15 protein-coding genes are annotated in these 17,270 nt (G+C 41.8%); 7 read left to right on the top strand and 8 right to left on the bottom strand.

The features are described from left to right. Positions 1–98: 98 nt before the first annotated feature. The 3 genes from FD725_RS08025 to FD725_RS08035 all read right to left on the bottom strand — a co-directional run bounded on the left by FD725_RS08025 (position 99) and on the right by FD725_RS08035 (position 4,038). A complete protein-coding gene (locus FD725_RS08025; protein WP_179047636.1) occupies positions 99–2,105 on the bottom strand; it encodes a lipoxygenase family protein in 2,007 nt (668 codons plus the stop codon). A 532-nt stretch (positions 2,106–2,637) separates the two neighbouring features. After that, positions 2,638–3,645 (bottom strand): DUF2235 domain-containing protein, encoded by a 1,008-nt coding sequence (locus tag FD725_RS08030; protein WP_179047637.1) that lies wholly within the window; start codon positions 3,643–3,645, stop codon positions 2,638–2,640. 207 nt (positions 3,646–3,852) lie between these two features. Then, complete coding sequence (locus FD725_RS08035) at positions 3,853–4,038, bottom strand: hypothetical protein (RefSeq protein ID WP_179047638.1); 186 nt, start codon at positions 4,036–4,038, stop codon at positions 3,853–3,855. 91 nt (positions 4,039–4,129) lie between these two features. On the opposite strand from FD725_RS08035, the gene gatB reads away from it, so the two are divergent. Further along, complete coding sequence (gatB, locus tag FD725_RS08040; protein ID WP_179047639.1) at positions 4,130–5,605, top strand: Asp-tRNA(Asn)/Glu-tRNA(Gln) amidotransferase subunit GatB; 1,476 nt, start codon at positions 4,130–4,132, stop codon at positions 5,603–5,605. Between the two features lie 275 nt (positions 5,606–5,880). Here the strand turns inward: gatB and FD725_RS08045 are convergent, their stop codons facing one another. Continuing rightward, positions 5,881–6,729 carry a mechanosensitive ion channel family protein gene (locus tag FD725_RS08045; RefSeq protein ID WP_179047640.1) on the bottom strand — a complete coding sequence of 283 codons (849 nt, stop codon included), beginning with the start codon at positions 6,727–6,729 and terminating at the stop codon, positions 5,881–5,883. A 216-nt stretch (positions 6,730–6,945) separates the two neighbouring features. On the opposite strand from FD725_RS08045, the gene FD725_RS08050 reads away from it, so the two are divergent. Both FD725_RS08050 and FD725_RS08055 read left to right on the top strand, forming a co-directional pair. Next, positions 6,946–7,587 (top strand): Uma2 family endonuclease, encoded by a 642-nt coding sequence (locus tag FD725_RS08050; RefSeq protein ID WP_179047641.1) that lies wholly within the window; start codon positions 6,946–6,948, stop codon positions 7,585–7,587. Beyond that, positions 7,584–8,222, top strand: coding sequence for a Uma2 family endonuclease (locus FD725_RS08055; RefSeq protein WP_179047642.1), 639 nt, complete (start codon positions 7,584–7,586; stop codon positions 8,220–8,222). The genes FD725_RS08050 and FD725_RS08055 overlap by 4 nt, the downstream gene beginning before the upstream one ends. A gap of 63 nt (positions 8,223–8,285) precedes the next feature. Here FD725_RS08055 and FD725_RS08060 read toward each other — a convergent pair whose 3' ends face one another. After that, positions 8,286–8,507: a hypothetical protein gene (locus FD725_RS08060; protein ID WP_179047643.1), complete on the bottom strand. Its 222-nt coding sequence runs from the start codon at positions 8,505–8,507 to the stop codon at positions 8,286–8,288. A gap of 98 nt (positions 8,508–8,605) precedes the next feature. Here FD725_RS08060 and leuB point away from each other — a divergent pair, with 98 nt between their 5' ends. From leuB to FD725_RS08075, 3 genes are all read left to right on the top strand, one after another. Continuing rightward, entirely contained in the window at positions 8,606–9,694 is a 1,089-nt protein-coding gene (leuB, locus tag FD725_RS08065; protein WP_179047644.1) for a 3-isopropylmalate dehydrogenase, read from the top strand. An 88-nt stretch (positions 9,695–9,782) separates the two neighbouring features. Then, positions 9,783–10,049 carry a hypothetical protein gene (locus tag FD725_RS08070; RefSeq protein WP_179047645.1) on the top strand — a complete coding sequence of 89 codons (267 nt, stop codon included), beginning with the start codon at positions 9,783–9,785 and terminating at the stop codon, positions 10,047–10,049. A gap of 148 nt (positions 10,050–10,197) precedes the next feature. Next, positions 10,198–11,004 carry an A24 family peptidase gene (locus FD725_RS08075; protein WP_179051473.1) on the top strand — a complete coding sequence of 269 codons (807 nt, stop codon included), beginning with the start codon at positions 10,198–10,200 and terminating at the stop codon, positions 11,002–11,004. Positions 11,005–11,017: 13 nt separating this feature from the next. Here the strand turns inward: FD725_RS08075 and FD725_RS08080 are convergent, their stop codons facing one another. The 3 genes from FD725_RS08080 to FD725_RS08090 all read right to left on the bottom strand — a co-directional run bounded on the left by FD725_RS08080 (position 11,018) and on the right by FD725_RS08090 (position 16,438). Further along, positions 11,018–14,539: a filamentous hemagglutinin N-terminal domain-containing protein gene (locus FD725_RS08080; RefSeq protein ID WP_218653158.1), complete on the bottom strand. Its 3,522-nt coding sequence runs from the start codon at positions 14,537–14,539 to the stop codon at positions 11,018–11,020. Between the two features lie 170 nt (positions 14,540–14,709). Then, positions 14,710–15,387 (bottom strand): DUF305 domain-containing protein, encoded by a 678-nt coding sequence (locus FD725_RS08085; RefSeq protein ID WP_179047647.1) that lies wholly within the window; start codon positions 15,385–15,387, stop codon positions 14,710–14,712. Positions 15,388–15,739: 352 nt separating this feature from the next. Then, entirely contained in the window at positions 15,740–16,438 is a 699-nt protein-coding gene (locus FD725_RS08090) for a DJ-1/PfpI family protein (protein ID WP_179047648.1), read from the bottom strand. An 88-nt stretch (positions 16,439–16,526) separates the two neighbouring features. On the opposite strand from FD725_RS08090, the gene FD725_RS08095 reads away from it, so the two are divergent. Then, the gene (locus FD725_RS08095; RefSeq protein WP_179047649.1) at positions 16,527–17,270 is read left to right on the top strand and encodes a helix-turn-helix transcriptional regulator; all 744 of its coding nucleotides are present in this window, start codon (positions 16,527–16,529) and stop codon (positions 17,268–17,270) included.

The raw sequence follows: 17,270 nt of genomic DNA on the forward strand, positions 1-17,270 counted from the left end.
CAGTTAGAATTATTAACTGATAACTGTTAACTGATAACTGATTTGGCCTCCACGGAGTAAAGTGTTGTTGTAGGCGATCGCTAGTTACGCTCAAATTGTCAAATATTGACCAAAGTTCTGATGTTGCCAATCTCATAACCGAGGTCAGCAAAGTCTTTTTTGTGGCGAGCTAGAATTATTCTCAATTCTTCTGGGATATCATCGTCTTCGTTCTTGAGAATATAGCCATATTGAATCGCAGTTAAGACGTTGACCATATAGAGCATATTTGTCGCATCTAGACTATCTGGTGCGATCTTTGGATCATCTTCACTGCCAAAGCTGCCATTACGTAATGACATTGAGCTATAGAAAACTTCTCCTCCCTCATCAGCTTGACCATCGTTGACCCAAGAATGCCATAAGGTCATGTGAAAGATCACAAAACGGCTAAACTCTTTTAATTTGGCGATATCTTGCGAACTGGGTGTATCTGAGATCGTAATCGGTCTAGTGGCTTTAACTTGACCATTGATAGTGACTCTAGGAATCTCTGGTTTGTCTAGTTCATTCTTGTCGTACCAGTCGTAATCACTATCCGTGTTACTGATGATTCCTTGGGGTGGTTGATAAGCCACACTATGCTCTACTAAATCATCAGATAAATGACGAATTTCTTGCCAATTATTAACAATTTCCTCTTGATGCTTTTGGAAAAATTCGTCAATGTATTCAGTTAAAACCTGCCAGTAGAGATTACAGATTTTGGCAAATGTATGCTCTTCAGACACAGGCTGACGAGGTTGCCAACCTTGCCAATCATAACTCGCCATTGTCTCCTGACATACTTGGACTACAGCTGCTGGGGTCAACGGCCCCGTGGTGGTGACTACACCAACAGTCGGTGATACCAAAACATCATCAGCACGTCGATTGATGTTAATTAGGCTTTTCATGTGAGGAACTAACACCAAACGCACAGGATTTTTCCGTAAGTTACGGAAAATCGCAATAGCGTACTGCTCCATCTGTAAATGAGCTTTAATATAATGCTCAATCAATTCAGCCGCAAAGAAGGCATTGACGCGGAAAATACGTTTTGCTTGTAACCATTTGTCCCCATCATTAGGTGTAACGGTGACAGGGTCTTTAAGCGCCGAATAGGGGGCGAAAGAGTTGGGATGGCGACTTTTAACAGTAATAGCTGTAGGGATGAGCTTACCGTTCTGCAACTCCAAGAAGGCTTCCACGTTATTGAGATCGTGGTTATCATCTTTTTCATAGCTATTCCAATCAAAAACAGCCTTAAATAGATTGGGGTTGCTTTTATGACGCTTGAGCAAACAGGGATTCATCCCATTGAGAATCCGTAAAACGAAGTATTCATCGCTTCTGCTATACCCCGGATTTTTTTTGTCTAATTTAATCGTCAAATTCGGGGGATAAGCAGCTTGGATTTCTGCCAGGGAGAATTGATTGGGGTTGATTGTATTAGCAATGATATGTCTGGCTTTAACAGGAACTAGACTATTAGCCGCATCATAGCCTTGGAGTTTGCGACCAACTGAATAATCATCAGGAGTGTCTTCTAAATCGGTCAGCAATATGCGCGCAAAGGGGCTATCCGGTTTGTAGAGCCAATAAGGCACAGTACAAGTACCAAAATCATATTGTTTTTGTGTCACATTGTCTGGGCCTTTAATGGTGTAGGCAATGCGATTTGTATAGACTGGCTGATTTTGGGAATTGAAGGTTACACGGTTTTCTATGACTCTTAATTCTAAATCAGGTGCATCTTTAGCCCCCGCTTTTTCAGGATCGTAGTAGATTTCAAAGCGACCATTTTTATCTGTTGCACCTTTACCTAGATAGTCTCCAGGTGTGCCAATATCCCGATCCCAAAGTTCCAACCCAATGTTGTGTAATGGCTTTTTAGTATCGCTAAAGACCAACTGACCTGTAGCTTTGTGTAACTGCTCAATGGGTTTTGTGGGCTTCTCTTCTTGAGATTGAGAAATTTTTCTTTCAGCTTTTTCTTCAATTAAACTTTGTCCAAGTGGGGTGTTGAGCAATTTCATCAACACCACAGCTTTTAATTCATCAAGAATCGTTTTGGTCTTTGACATATCAATCAATCCATCCTCTGAACGAATATGATTTTTTTGGCAAAATTACGTCAATGCTTACCTACATCTGGATAGAGTGAACATGAGCCAAATCAGAAAACTCCTCTAGATTGACTAGAGGGTGGCTCTTGTATGTCTAATTCAGAGATTAATTAAATAAGAGTCCGATATATAGCGTTTCTCAGTTAAGTGAGGTACATATTTTTAGTCAACAGAGGCTATCGGCATTTCTCACAAGCCGTAGGGGCGGGTTAAGTGAGATATTGGTGAATCATGTCAGCATATCTGTTAACCCGCCCCTACAACCTCTGGACTAGACAGGTGTACTTCATCGGCATGAAAATCGCCATAGCAGTTCTCGATTATGTGAGGTACAGTCTTCAACGAAATGTACCTCACTCCAGCGAGACAAGCTGTAAATATAGACTTCTTACAAAAATTATGTAGGTCGAGAAAGACTCATTGCTGTTTTTACCGACTTTTGTAAGTAGTCTACGGGCTGGGGAAAATGCCAGAACTCCCAGATACAAATCTATTTGATTTTGGGTAGCACTTTTTCCAGATTCTTGGGTCGGTAGTCTTGGCGACTTTGCAAACGCTTGATGGCAGTTTCGTGAATCTCTTCAATTGCGTCTCCGATGTCCCGCAACTTAGTTCCTGCCAATTTAAACAGGCCTGGATCATTTTTAAAGTTACAGTCATAATCTGGTCTGATACCTGATGGAATAGCATCGATATTAAAGTCTAGGCCTAAACCTAAGTCGCTGATGGAATTGATCACCCATTGCAAGACACCATCAGATAAGCCTCGGTGTTCTTCTGTGCCACCACCAACACAACCATGCTCACCAGGGAACCATCTTTGAATTAACCTCTGATTTTCCGCATCAGGATTCTTTTTCATGGGGGTTACTTCAAACAGGGCGCGGATTTCGTCAATTGCCATAGCGTGTAAGGCATTCTGAACGGATTTGTTCAAAGTGGTGTCGTGGAATTTATATCGCTGATTAATGCGATCTTCAAACTGTTTGAAAGCACCTAACTTAGGAATACCTAAAGCTCCAACAGTGTCGAAACAACCAAGCAAAGTAATGGGAACGCGATCGCCATATGTATCCCGATATTCAACTGCTTCTTTATCTTTTGGTTTCACACCCCGGTTGCGATAAAGTTCATAGGCTTCTGGCGCTCTATTAATATGACTACGCTCTAGCAGACCAGAACAATAAATCATCCCTGCTAAACTTCTGACTGTGTAAGCTCCACGACTGAAGCCAAATAGATATATTTCGTCACCAGAAACATAGTTAAGACAGAGAAACCGATAGGCATCTTGGATGTTTAAATCTATACCAGTTCCCATCGCTCCCCCTAAAAGCTTCTGTGTCTCTGTCCCAATCCCTTGGTCATAAAACACGATTTGGGGAATGCCATCATCAGATGCAGGTTTCACAGCTTGAGCTAGCTTGACTATATTGCTGGGGCAAGAACTCTTCAAATCTTGCCAAGTTCCATCACAGCAAACAACCAGGCGCTTCATATTTTCTAGCCTCCAGTTAACTACGTGGATTTGATATTGAGTGTTTGATTAGTATCGATGCCAGAAATTTCGCCATAGCTAAAATAATGGCAAAATTAACTCTTGATAGTTAAATATTCAGTATTTTTCTGGGTTTAAGCGCATTTGTATCGAAAGATTTAATTATTACGCTTGTTTAGCAATTATTAGCGTAACTTCTGAACTAGTTTATACCCATATACGGTATATAAAATTTAACTTTTCTTGCTGATGACTCAGCAGGGGATTTAGAGGTGCTGACAAGTCTGGATATTTGACATAAGAGGAAAATAGCAAAGTATATTGGGTGAGTGCGATCGCACCACTCAACAAAGTCTGAAAAATATTAGGTTTGACTCCGCTAGCGGTAATCACAAACGTCGGAATGCTAGGTCTTTTGGGAAACTGGTCAATAGCAGTCTACAATAGTAGCCTGGAGTCAGGATTATGCCCAAATAGTGATTGTATGAGTGCTGCTACAACTGTAAAAACTGAGTATGAAGCGATTATTGGTCTAGAAACTCACTGTCAACTAGCTACCAATACTAAGATTTTCTCTAATAGTTCTACAGCTTTCGGGGCAGACCCCAATACTAACATTGACCCCGTGTGTATGGGTTTACCCGGTGTTCTGCCTGTACTTAACGAAAAAGTCTTAGAATACGCTGTGAAAGCAGGTTTGGCACTGAATTGTCAAATCGCTAGATATAGCAAATTTGACCGTAAACAGTATTTTTATCCGGATTTACCGAAAAATTATCAAATTTCTCAATATGACCTACCCATAGCCGAGCATGGATGGATAGAAATTGAATTGTTAGATGCTGAGGGTAATCCCACGCGCAAACGTATCGGTGTGACACGCTTGCACATGGAAGAAGACGCAGGCAAACTAGTACACGCGGGTAGCGATCGCCTCGCCGGTTCTACCTATTCTTTGGTAGACTACAATCGTGCAGGTGTGCCATTAGTCGAAATTGTCTCGGAACCAGATATTCGTTCTGGACAAGAAGCTGCCGAATATGCTCAAGAATTACGCCGGATTATGCGTTATCTCGGTGTAAGTGATGGCAATATGCAAGAAGGTTCTCTGCGTTGCGATGTCAACATTTCTGTGCGTCCTGTGGGACAAGAAAAGTTTGGCACGAAGGTAGAGATTAAAAACATGAACTCCTTCAACGCCATTCAACGGGCAATTGAATACGAAATTGAACGACAAATCGCCGCCGTCGAAGCTGGGGAACCCATCATTCAAGAAACACGGTTGTGGGAAGAAGGAACACAACGCACAATTAGTATGCGGGTAAAGGAAGGTTCCAGCGATTACCGCTATTTCCCCGAACCAGATTTAGCACCTATTGAAGTGTCAGATGAGCAACTAAATCATTGGCGCAGTGAATTACCAGAACTACCAGCCCAAAAACGCCATCGTTATGAAAACGAGTTAGGACTTTCAGCCTACGACACACGAGTGTTGACAGAAGAAGTTGCTGTATCAGTCTATTTTGAAGCAGCGATCGCATCTGGCGCAAGTCCCAAAGCCGCAGCCAACTGGATTACTCAAGATATCGCCGGCTACCTCAATAAGCAAAAACTCCACATCACTGAAATTGGCTTAACTCCCGCTAATCTGGCTGATGTGATTACACGCATTGAAACTGGTAAAATTAGCAACGCCCAAGCTAAACAAAAATTACCAGACTTACTTACAGGGGTGTCTCCAGAAACAGCCTTCGCTGGGCAAGAATTGATTACAGATCCCAGCGTTTTAGCGCCCATTGTAGACGAAGTAATCGCCGCTAACCCCAAAGAACTAGAAAAGTATCGCAACGGTAACGTCAATCTTAAAGGCTTTTTTGTCGGTCAAGTCTTGAAAAAAACCAACAAACGTGCTGATCCTAAGCTTACCAATGAATTGGTAGATCAGAAGTTGAATGAGTGAGTGATGAGTGCTGAGTGAGGGAGTGAGAGAGTGCTGAGTGATGAGTGAGGGAGATAGGAAAACTCATTACTCGTTACTCGTTACGCATTGGACATCTCCAGGAATTAATTCTGCGTTGCCCGAAATCCTTGTAGAGACGTTGCAGTGCAACGTCTCTACATTCATTTTCACCAGATTTCTATTACTCGTTACTCGTTACTCATGACTCAGCACTCAGCACTCAGCACTTAGCACTTAGCACTCATGACTCAGCACTCAGCACTCATGACTCGTTACTAAATCACAGGTGAAGGAATGACAGAACTTGTGCCATTGTCAGCTGGAACATTCAATCCATAGCGTTGTTCGGGGACTGGATAACCGGCTTCGCCGAAAGTTTCGCGGATGGTTCTATTGGTGTCGAAATAAACTTGCCAATAGTGTTCATTATCGCAGTAGGGACGTACTGCTAATACTGGCCCTGCTAGATTGAAAGTGAGAATTTCTACATCTGGTGCAGGGTTATCTAAGACATTGGGAATTTGGCTAATTCTCGCTCTTAAAAGTGCGATCGCTTGGTTATGATCAACTTCATGATGTAGTTGTGCTAACAGATCAACACGACGGTAGGGGTTAGCAGAGAAGTTTTGGATATTATCAGCAAAGATTTTGTTATTGGCAACAATTGTCAACACATTGTCAGGCGTGTTGATATTTGTCGTGAACAGTCCAATTTCTGTAACTGTTCCTGTCACACCGCCGGCAGTGATGAAGTCACCAAGCTTAAAAGGACGAAAGATAATTAAAAAAGCACCAGCTGCAAAGTTAGCCAAAAGTCCACCCCAGGCAGCCCCAATTGCCACACCAGCTGCCGCCAGCAAGGCTGCAAAGGAGGTAGTTTCAACGCCGAAGAAACCGAGAATTGCCACAATCAAAACAATTCTCAGTGTGACACTAATAATATTTAGCAAATAGGTAATTAGTGTCGGCTCAACATTTTGACCCCGGAAAGCACGCCGGACTAACCTGAGAGCAAAATCAATTAACTTTTGGGCAATCAACCATAAAGCGATCGCACCTACAACTTTTAGTCCAAACTGTGTTAAAAGTTGGACAGCAGTTTGTCCAATTTGTTGAAAATTCATAACTGTATCTAATTTTGGTGTTTATCAAAAAACATACCGGAAATTCAAGATAAACAGCGTATAGATACTTTTTTTTAAGATTTCCTACTTTGGACTGAGTACAAACTCACTCCTGCTATGCTGTCCGTACCGTCTTTCAGCAACTTTCCCAGAATTGACTTTAACTGCGGCACAGATTTTTCTAGCTAGCAACAATCAAGACTGGAGCAAACTAACATGACTCAAACCTTAAGTAAACTAGTTACATTCGATGAATTTGTTACTAAATATCCTGATGGTACAGGGAAACGTTATGAATTGCATGACGGAGTAGTAGTCGAAATGCCCCAACCAACAGGTGATCATGAAGAGATTATTCTATATTTAGTCGAGCAACTGACTTTAGAATACAGTCGCCTTCGTCTCCCTTATGGCATTCCTAAAACAGTATTAGTTAAACCACAGGAAAATGAAGTAGCTTATTCTCCAGATATACTATTGTTAAATCGTCCCAATTTAGTCAACGAAGCACTGTGGAAAAAAGCATCAACTGTGACTCAATCTGCATCAATTCCTTTGGTAATTGAAGTTGTCAGCACTAATTGGCGCGATGATTATTTCAGCAAATTGAGTAAATATGAGGAAATGGGCATTCCTGAATACTGGATTGTTGATTATGCCGCGTTAGGTGGTAAGCGGTTTATTGGTAATCCTAAACAACCAACTATCTCAGTTTATTCATTAGTGGAAGATGAATACCAACTCCAGCAATTCCAAAATCAAGAACGCATTCAATCACCAACTTTCCCAGAATTGACTTTAACTGCAGCACAGATTTTTCTAGCTGGCAACAATCAAGACTGGAGCAAACCAACATGACTCAAACCTTAAGTAAACTAGTTACATTCGATGAATTTGTTACCAAATATCCTGATGGTACAGGGAAACGTTATGAACTGCATGATGGAGTAGTAGTCGAAATGCCCCAACCAACAGGTGATCATGAGGAGGTAGTAGGATTCTTAGGTTTTGAAATTACTAGGGAGTGTATTAAATTAAATCTTCCCTATTTCATACCCAAAACAGTATTAGTTAAACCACAGGAAAATGAAGTAGCTTATTCTCCAGATATACTATTGTTAAATCGTCCCAATTTAGTCAACGAAGCACTGTGGAAAAAAGCATCAACTGTGACTCAATCTGCATCAATTCCTTTGGTAATTGAAGTTGTCAGCACTAATTGGCGCGATGATTATTTCAGCAAATTGAGTAAATATGAAGAGATGGGCATTCCTGAATACTGGATTGTCGATTATGCCGCGTTAGGTGGTAAGCGGTTTATTGGTAATCCTAAACAACCAACTATCTCAGTTTATTCATTAGTGGAAGATGAATACCAACTCCAGCAATTCCAAAATCAAGAACGCATTCAATCACCAACTTTCCCAGAATTGACTTTAACTGCAGCACAGATTTTTCCAGATGGAAATACAATCATAGAAAGTCGATTTTAGCTCACGTCATAATTAAAGCGATAATTTTCCTTCGTATAGATAATTTTTTAAGATTTACTACTTTTAGCTCTCATCTTGTTGTTTTCTTCGTTCTTCAATTCGAGCAAATATTTCATCGATAGTTGGGTTTCCCAATATTTCGTCTCTATCATTTGTGTAATCTCCACTGCCTTTTTCATATTGCTGCATAAATCGTGCCATACCGGCAGGGCCAAGAGCTTGAGTCAATGCTTCTATTCCTAACCTTCTAATTTCAGATTGAGTCAACTTAGTCACGTCTAGCATCTATTACCCCCAATATCTAAATAAATTAAACATTCCATAAGTACATCTTGCTCGGTATGATATTTAATCTGCAAGCATTTACCGAGTGAAACCCAGCTATGACTCAGAACTACCGAATTACCTTACTCCCTGGCGATGGCATTGGCCCTGAAATTATGGCAGTGGCGGTAGATGTGCTAAAGGTTGTAGGCAAGCAATTTGATATCCAGTTTGATTTTTCAGAAGCTTTGATTGGTGGTGCAGCCATTGACGCTACAGGCGAACCCCTACCAGCTGCGACTCTAGAGACTTGCCGCAATAGTGATGCTGTGTTGCTTGCTGCCATTGGTGGTTATAAGTGGGATACTTTACCATCGCATCAACGCCCAGAAGCGGGTTTGCTGGGACTACGGGCTGGCTTGGAACTCTTTGCTAATTTACGTCCGGCTCAAATTCTCCCCCAGTTAATTGATGCCTCAACTTTGAAGCGGGAAGTTGTGGAAGGTGTGGATATTATGGTGGTGCGGGAACTGACTGGGGGGATTTATTTTGGTAAACCCAAAGGCATTTTTACGACCGAGACTGGTGAGAAACGCGGGGTCAATACAATGGTGTACACTGAATCTGAAATTGATCGTATTGGTAGAGTCGCTTTTGCAGCAGCCCAAAAACGTGGGGGTAAACTTTGCTCTGTTGATAAAGCCAATGTGTTAGAAGTATCTCAATTATGGCGCGATCGCATCACCAAATTGTCTGAAGAATACCCAGATGTGGAACTCTCTCATTTATATGTAGATAATGCAGCCATGCAACTAGTCCGCGCTCCTAAGCAGTTTGATACTATTGTCACAGGTAATTTATTTGGGGATATTCTCTCAGATGCAGCTGCGATGCTGACTGGTAGTATTGGGATGTTGCCCTCTGCTAGTCTCGGCGCTTCTGGCCCTGGTGTGTTTGAACCTGTCCACGGTTCAGCCCCAGATATCGCCGGACTTGATAAAGCTAATCCCCTAGCTCAAGTTTTGAGTGCTGCGATGATGCTACGCTATGGCTTAAACCAACCCCAGGCCGCCGACAAAATAGAACAAGCTGTATTGCAAGTTTTAGAGCAAGGCGATCGCACAGGCGATATAATGTCTGTGGGTATGAATCTCTTGGGTTGCCGTGCTATGGGTGACTCTCTCATCAAAGCGTTAGAAAAACAGTAATTTTTCCAAAAAAACGGGCAATTTGGCAACCGTCTGTGGATGTTTCGGCTAAACTGTAAGCAAAATCTAGCAATCACATAACAGCATAGTGTACGCTTTAAAACAAGGACAAGGAAAAGTTAACTTCACTGCCCCGAAGAACCAGTCCCCTCTGATTGATCCTGCTGTCATCAGAGCTGCGGGGCAAATTTACTATACTCACTGTGAGGTACACCCGGAAATAGCCGGACAGCCTTCAGGTGTGGCTATCAATCGTTTGACACATCGCGGTAAAGTAATTTTTACAAATCAACCAGTTTTGCTACCCCAAGAATGTTTTGTGCCATTGAGTCAAATTGAATCTCATATGTATTAGTAGAGACGTTGCACTGCAACGTCTGTACAAAAATCAAACGTCTGTACAAAAATCATTGGTCATTGGTCATTAGTTAATAGTCAAGTTACTATCGACAATCGAGAAAAGATCAGCGACAAATGACACAGGACTTGTGACATATGATTATATGGATACTTTGATAGTAACCCTGGCGAGTATGTTTGTGTTCGCCTTGGGTGCGTCTATAGGCAGCTTTATTAATGTGGTAGTGTATCGATTACCGGCGAAATTGTCTCTGTTGTGGCCGCCTTCTCGTTGTCCCCATTGCTTAAACCAACTCCAGGCTTATGATAATGTCCCGGTATTGGGTTGGCTATGGTTGAAAGGTCGATGTCGTTATTGTCAAAGTCATATTTCTTGGCGCTACCCTGTGGTAGAAGCAATCACAGGTATCATGTTTCTCTTAATATTTTGGTTATTTCCATTTTCTATTATTACGTTAGGTTACTGGGCATTTTGTAGCTGGTTACTGGCATTATCCCTGATTGATTTAGATACCATGACATTACCCAATCCCTTAACTAAATCCGGGTTAGTGTTGGGGTTAATCTTTCAAATGATCGTCGGATATACCGATGCTAGCTGGGCAGGATTAGCTAGACACCTAATTATAGGCATAGTCGGGGCTGTATTGGGTCTATGGTTATTTGATGCGATCGCTATTCTGGGAATTTTCCTACAAAAAGAGGCTATGGGTGCAGGTGATGCCAAACTCGCTGCCATGATGGGTGCTTGGTTGGGTTGGCGATATTTACTTCTAGCCGGATTTGTAGCCTGTACAATTGGCGCATTGGTAGGCATAGGTGCTATTCTCCTCTCACAACGCAAATGGGGACAAAAAATTCCTTTCGGCCCTTTTCTGGCATTAGGATCGATTATCACCATATTTGGCGGCAAACCAATTCTTTCTGCTTACCTGGGGTTATTTTCTTAGCACTCACGTACTTTTAGCCAGCACAAACAGCATTCGTCAAAGCGGGACTGTGAGGTGTAACTTGTGGTGCTTGGGCTGTCAAAATGACATTACCTTGATGATCAACCACCCAAGCTTGCGCTTCTACAATGGTATGGGCAGAATTATTAGTCATCTTTGGCAGATTAGGAGCATTTTGAGTCACCGTGTTAGCATCATTAATTGTTACCCAATTGGCAATGACAGAATCTGTATCTAAAGTTTCGTAAGGATTTGTGGGTATACCACCACGTCCGGTGATAATAAATTGATTTTGGTTTTGGGCTATGGCTCCAGCACTACGGCATTTTTGATAGATTTGAGTTGATGCGTCAATGACATTTGCTGGTAGTTGGATTAAACCTTGACTGGGATTTACTTCTGGACTGGTAATTTCTACGCTACCACTCAATTCGGGAGTTGCACCTGTGGCAGTGATATCGCTTTCTGGGGTGAGGGCATTCCGGAACCTTGTACCGACAATAGTTTGAGCGTTGATTTTTACCTTGCCACCTTGAAAGTTAGCTGAGTTGGCACTAATATCACTATTTTGGACAGCTATTAGAGTGTTAGTGTCTATATCAATATTGCCACCAATGACATTTTTACCTGTGGCGTTGGTGGTGATGCTGCTACCATTGAGTAAAGTTAAATTGGGCGATCGCACATAAATATTTGCCTGTGACAGGTTAGGATTAGTACGATTATCACGAGTGTCTGCATTCAGAAAAGCTTGATTATCTAACCGAATTTGCCGAGCATTAATCTCTAAGTTGCCTGCACTCCCCTGCCCGCGACTGCGTACAGCTACCCCAGCACCCTGCTCAATTTGCAAGATATCTGTACTTAGTATCAAGTTACCTGCTGCTCCTGTCGAGCTTGATGTGGCTGTGGCAAATAAACCACTGGGAAACGCCCCATTGTCGGCAGTACCAATCAACTGTACTCTCTCGGTCGCTTTTACAGTTAAATTCCCACCTGCACCACCTCCATTCGTCCCCACAGATACTTGCGCCCCATCACGCACCAATAAATTCTGTGTATCGATGAACAAATTGCCGGCATTTCCTGTGGAACCAGTGGTAGCCACAGCAAACAAACCACTAGGAAACAACGCATCAGGTGCAGTACCAATCAGTTCTATACCTTCAGCCGCGTTGACGCGCAAATTTCCGCCCTGACCAACACCAAAAGTACTAGCACTTACCTGCGCGCCATCCTGGACTAACAAGCTAGAAGTATCTATGGTTAAATCTCCTGCATCGCCTGTCGCCTCACGGTTAGTTTGAGTAAACAAGCCACTAGCCAGATTTTCATCGGCAACACCAATGAGTTTTATCCCCTCAGTAGCTTGTACGCGCAAATTTCCCCCTTTCCCAACACCAAAAGTACTAGCACTCACCTGTGCGCCATCCTGAACTAACAAGCTAGTCGTATCTATAGTTAAATCTCCCGCATCTCCTGTGGCTTCACGGTTAGTTTGTGCAAACAAACCACTAGGTAGACTATGGTCAGAAACGCCGATGAGTTTGATGCCCTGAGTCGCTTGCACACTCAAGTTACCGCCTTTACCTACACCCAAGGTACTAGTACTTATTTGTGCGCCATCTTGCACTAGTAAAGCCCCGGTGAAAATTGCTAAATTTCCGGCATCGCCAGTGATTTTGGGGTTGGCTCTAGTAAATAAACCACTAGCAATTCCATTAGCAGAAGTACCGATTAATTGCACGTTCTCAACAGCATTGATAGTCAAATCACCACCCCGCCCTTGAGCAAAAGTATCAGCACTAATTCGCCCGCCATTTTGGGCTAAAAATTCACGAGTATTAATCGTGATACTACTAGCATCTCCCAGAGTGATAGTATCAGTAAATAAGCCACTGGGTAAAGTATTGTTGCGTCTGATTCCTAGCATCAGCAGTTGTGGTGTGAGAGAAGTTTCAAATATTGGTTCATCTACGTTGGAAATCTCTTTGGCATTAATAGAAATTAACCCAGTAGAAGATGTCCCAATCAGTTGGACTTTTTTGGTAGCATTGATATTTAAATTGCCACTTTTACCTGTACTTAAATTTCTGACAATCACCTGAGCGCCTTTGTCAATTCGTAATACCCCTGTGTTAATTGTCAGGGTTCCGGCATTGCCATCTTCATAAGTTTTCGTAAACAAACCACTAGGATATATTTCATCAGATAAGCTACCGGATAATGTCACCGACTCAGCAGCATTGATAGTGAGATTGGCTCTTGTACCAGAACTAAACAGACTGAATGTTTGCACATTACCAGAAGAATTAGCTACAATTTGTGACCCATCTTGAACTGATAAATTACGGGTATTAATTGTTAAATTACCCGTGTCTATACGCTTTTCTGAGGCTGTAGCATAAATGCGACTAGCAAACAAACTTCGGGGATTAACATTACCTTTGAGTTCTACATTCTCTGAGGCATTGATGGTTAAATTACCACCACTTACTCCCACGCTAGACTGGTCTTGCAAACGTAAATTGCGGCTATTAACAATTAAATTTCCCGACGTTCCTAGTAAATCAGGAATAGTAATTTCACTTTTCCCAATGAGTTGGATATTTTCTGTAGCATTGACTAGAAAATTATTGAATCCACGAACAATTCCATCTTGGAGCAGGATATTTTTACCTGTCAGTTGCACATCACCGAGACTACTAATATTAGCCCCAGATAATATTTGTATATCGCCAAATTCAGGTATATTTGAATAATTAAATGTAAAACCTTGGTCTGTAGGAATCAAACCCACAAAACCAGCCGAGGCTATACTACCTAACTCGATGTTGCCACCATAGTCTATAGTATTGATATTGAGGTTTTCTAAAACTATGTTGCCACCAATCAATGCGAAAGTTTGATTGGTGGCAACCTGGAAATACAGAGGGTTAAATACTGATTCTCCTTGGGCTTGAATTTTGCCAGCATTAGCTCCATACTGCAAACCAAGTGGAGTTGTGACTCTGAGTAGAGATGTGCTGTCTGTGGGTTTAGCACTAAACTCTACATCATGATCAAATTTGATACTATTGGCAGTAGTGGCAATAAAAGAACCACCGATATTTAAACTGGCATGAGAACCGAAGATAATGCCGTTGGGATTAATGAGAAATAGATTAATTCGACTGTTGGATTGGATTAGACCATCAATATTAGATGCTTTGCCACCAGTAACTCTACTAAAAACATTTTCAACTTGTCGAGGATTGATAAATATAGCAGTTTGACCTTTAAGTAAGGAAAACTCGGTAAAACTGTGAAAGAGATTTTTACCTACTGATGTTCCACCATCGATAGAGAAGGTAACATCACCGGCTTTATCCGTGACGGCTGTGACATTGGTATTGTTTGGTAGCGTGCCATCCTGAATAACTTGAGCATGGGTCGGATTAACAGTGCTAATTATCGCACCTATCCCGAAGATCACAGAAATTGCGGCTGTGATACCATGACAGTTCTGTTTCGTTGGTTGTGGTAGATGGTGCATCAACACCTAGTTTACTCTTATGGTTAGAAATGTCTCTTACAGTTAGTAATAATTACACATTTTTTCCACTGAGAGGAACCTAACAAGATGATGGCAATCATAACTGCAACAACATTTAACAAGATTATCTTCTGTATTGGTGTAGATTTAGGCGATCGCTCAAACCATCACTACTGGTTATACCAAGCTTTGCGCCACTGTTGCATTTGCTGAATCTCTGCTGCTTGTGCCTGGATAATTGCTTGGGATAACTTCTTGATTTCCGAGTGCTGAGACTTATTCAAAGCATCTTTAGCCATAACTACAGCGCCTTCATGATGGGGAATCATGGCGTTGATAAAGCGTAAGTCAAATTCACCATCAGCCTTGCCTAAATCCATGCTCATCATCATCGCTTGCTTTTGCTCAGGTGTCATCTCCATCATGTGACCCATTTGGGTATGATATGCCATTGGTTGATTGCCGACATTGGGATACCAAGCTGTTCGCCACTGCTGCATCTGAGAAATTTCTTGCTTTTGAGATTTGATAATATTGGCTGCTAGTTTTTTGATTTCCGGGCGTTGAGATTTTTGCAGGGCGACATTTGCCATGTCTACTGCCCCTTGATGGTGCATCATCATAGCATCAATGAACCGCAAATCATAATTAGCATCGGCTGGGCCTAAATCCATATTCATGTGGTGATTCATGCCACCACCGTGATTCATCTGCGGCTGATTGCTAGAATTGGTAGTAGGTTTGGGGTCTTGATTTTGGGCTTGAGAACTGGGAGAACAAGCAGTTAAAGATGTCAACGCTATAAAGCTCAACGCTACAAAGCTATTTTTTAAGGATGGGAGTTGCATAGATATCATCTCCAAAACAGTTTTCTGATTCCATTGTGGACTCTCCACTTTAGTAGAGAGTCAATACTTCACATGAGTTTCATTACTAAGTTTTGCAGACGAACATGAAATCAGTATGAAATCCATATTTATAGCAGGTAACAGGTAATAGGTAACAGGTAACAGGGTTGAAAGTCTATTAGTGTATGAATTTTGTGGTCAATTCTGTATCTCATACCATTTCACGTTAATCATGATACACATAAATTATGTAGAGACGTTGCATTGCAACGTCTCTACTGTTCACATTTAAAGGAAATTGGTATCATTCAAGTGAATACCGCTATATGCAACTTGCCCCATCATGAAATTCTCAGTCACCTAAAACAGTAGCCGCTTGTTTACTAGCTGCATTTGATGCGGCAATTAAAGGTTGTGCTACATCTAAAACGGCTGCTACCAAGGAAGAACCAGCTTTTTCAGGTGAACCAACGCCAAAAGGTGGAGCAGGATTATACTCCAACATTAATTCTATAAATTTAGCAGTATCTTCTCCACACAACAAAGCTGCAATAGTTAAGGCAAAATCAATACCAGCTGTTATGCCACCGCCAGTGATACGATCGCCATCAACTACAACTCGTTCGTTACTTACTTGTACACCCATTAATTGTAGGTGTTCCCGAAATGCCCAATGACAAGCTGCACGATATCCACGCAGTAATCCCGCAGCCGCTAAGATGAGAGAACCAGTACACACAGCCGTGACATACTTAACTGATTGTGCTTGCTGTTGCAAAAATGTTAACACCTGAATATCTTGCATCATCTCCACTGCGCCAAAGACACCGCCAGAGACACACACCACATCCAATTGGGGACATTCATCAAAGGTAGTAGTCGGTAAAATTGTCAGCCCACCGTTGCTGACAACAGGTTCTAGAGTTTTCCACAATAGCAAAACTTGCGTATTCGGCATTGATGAAAAAACTTGATGTGGCCCAGTAATATCTAACTGGGTCATATCAGGATAAATTACTAACCCAATCGTATATTTGATTTGACTTGTCATACTTAAATTCCTGATGCTGTCGCTAATACAGCTATCCTAGAATTGAATCTATTGGCTGCCAATTACCCAGTTGAGTACATTTTGCATCATGTCTCACACTTTACAAACGTTGTTTGAGAAAATAGCGATCGCTCCATCAGAAAAGCAATTATGCTGTCATTATATGGATGTAGCCGGAGAGTTATTTGCTAGCCAACACTGGGGTATTCACATACAAGACAAACAAGGACAACGGGGTAGTATTTATCTCCAAGGCTTACCCGACAGTTTTATCGATTATTACTCTACGCTTGGTGCAACCATAGATAAAGTAATGGAGTATGTGGTTTCCCATCATGCACCAGCCCACGAACAAATTATTTTTACGGAAGAAGCTTGGAAGCAGAGTGAATTATATCAAATTGGTTGTGGCAAAATTTATGACCATGAGCATATCATGACTGGGCCGATTGTTGGGGAAGGCAAGTTAATCGGTACAGTGCAATTTGCCCGCACCAGTGGAACCTCTGCATATAATACGCAAGATTTACTACAATTAAGTGCCATCTGTGCGCATATTTCTGCCAAATTAGCACTGTTGCGCTTTCAGCCAGAGTTAGATTTCTATAACAACAAGATATATTTAACTCCCAGGGAATTGCAAATGGCCGCCTTAGTCGCACAAGGTTGCACAAATGCACAAATTGCTGCCCAATTGTGGATTAGTCAAAATACAGTTAAGCAGACTCTCAAACGGATTTTTCGTAAGCTTGGCGTATCTGCAAGGGCAGAAATGGTAGCACGATTGCAGCTAAAGCAGTATGAAAGATTTGAGCGATCGCTATACTCATAA

Source organism: Nostoc sp. TCL26-01 (genome assembly GCF_013393945.1).
Classification (GTDB): Bacteria; Cyanobacteriota; Cyanobacteriia; order Cyanobacteriales; family Nostocaceae; genus Trichormus.

Coding starts and splice junctions, on each gene's coding strand:
- FD725_RS08060 (WP_179047643.1), bottom strand. CDS start 8,507: ATGCTAGACGTGACTAAGTTGACTCAATCTGAAATTAGAAGGTTAGGA.
- FD725_RS08080 (WP_218653158.1), bottom strand. CDS start 14,539: ATGCACCATCTACCACAACCAACGAAACAGAACTGTCATGGTATCACA.
- FD725_RS08030 (WP_179047637.1), bottom strand. CDS start 3,645: ATGAAGCGCCTGGTTGTTTGCTGTGATGGAACTTGGCAAGATTTGAAG.
- FD725_RS08025 (WP_179047636.1), bottom strand. CDS start 2,105: ATGTCAAAGACCAAAACGATTCTTGATGAATTAAAAGCTGTGGTGTTG.
- FD725_RS08085 (WP_179047647.1), bottom strand. CDS start 15,387: ATGCAACTCCCATCCTTAAAAAATAGCTTTGTAGCGTTGAGCTTTATA.
- FD725_RS08090 (WP_179047648.1), bottom strand. CDS start 16,438: ATGACAAGTCAAATCAAATATACGATTGGGTTAGTAATTTATCCTGAT.
- gatB (WP_179047639.1), top strand. CDS start 4,130: ATGAGTGCTGCTACAACTGTAAAAACTGAGTATGAAGCGATTATTGGT.
- FD725_RS08075 (WP_179051473.1), top strand. CDS start 10,198: ATGGATACTTTGATAGTAACCCTGGCGAGTATGTTTGTGTTCGCCTTG.
- FD725_RS08095 (WP_179047649.1), top strand. CDS start 16,527: ATGTCTCACACTTTACAAACGTTGTTTGAGAAAATAGCGATCGCTCCA.
- FD725_RS08050 (WP_179047641.1), top strand. CDS start 6,946: ATGACTCAAACCTTAAGTAAACTAGTTACATTCGATGAATTTGTTACT.
- FD725_RS08045 (WP_179047640.1), bottom strand. CDS start 6,729: ATGAATTTTCAACAAATTGGACAAACTGCTGTCCAACTTTTAACACAG.
- FD725_RS08055 (WP_179047642.1), top strand. CDS start 7,584: ATGACTCAAACCTTAAGTAAACTAGTTACATTCGATGAATTTGTTACC.
- leuB (WP_179047644.1), top strand. CDS start 8,606: ATGACTCAGAACTACCGAATTACCTTACTCCCTGGCGATGGCATTGGC.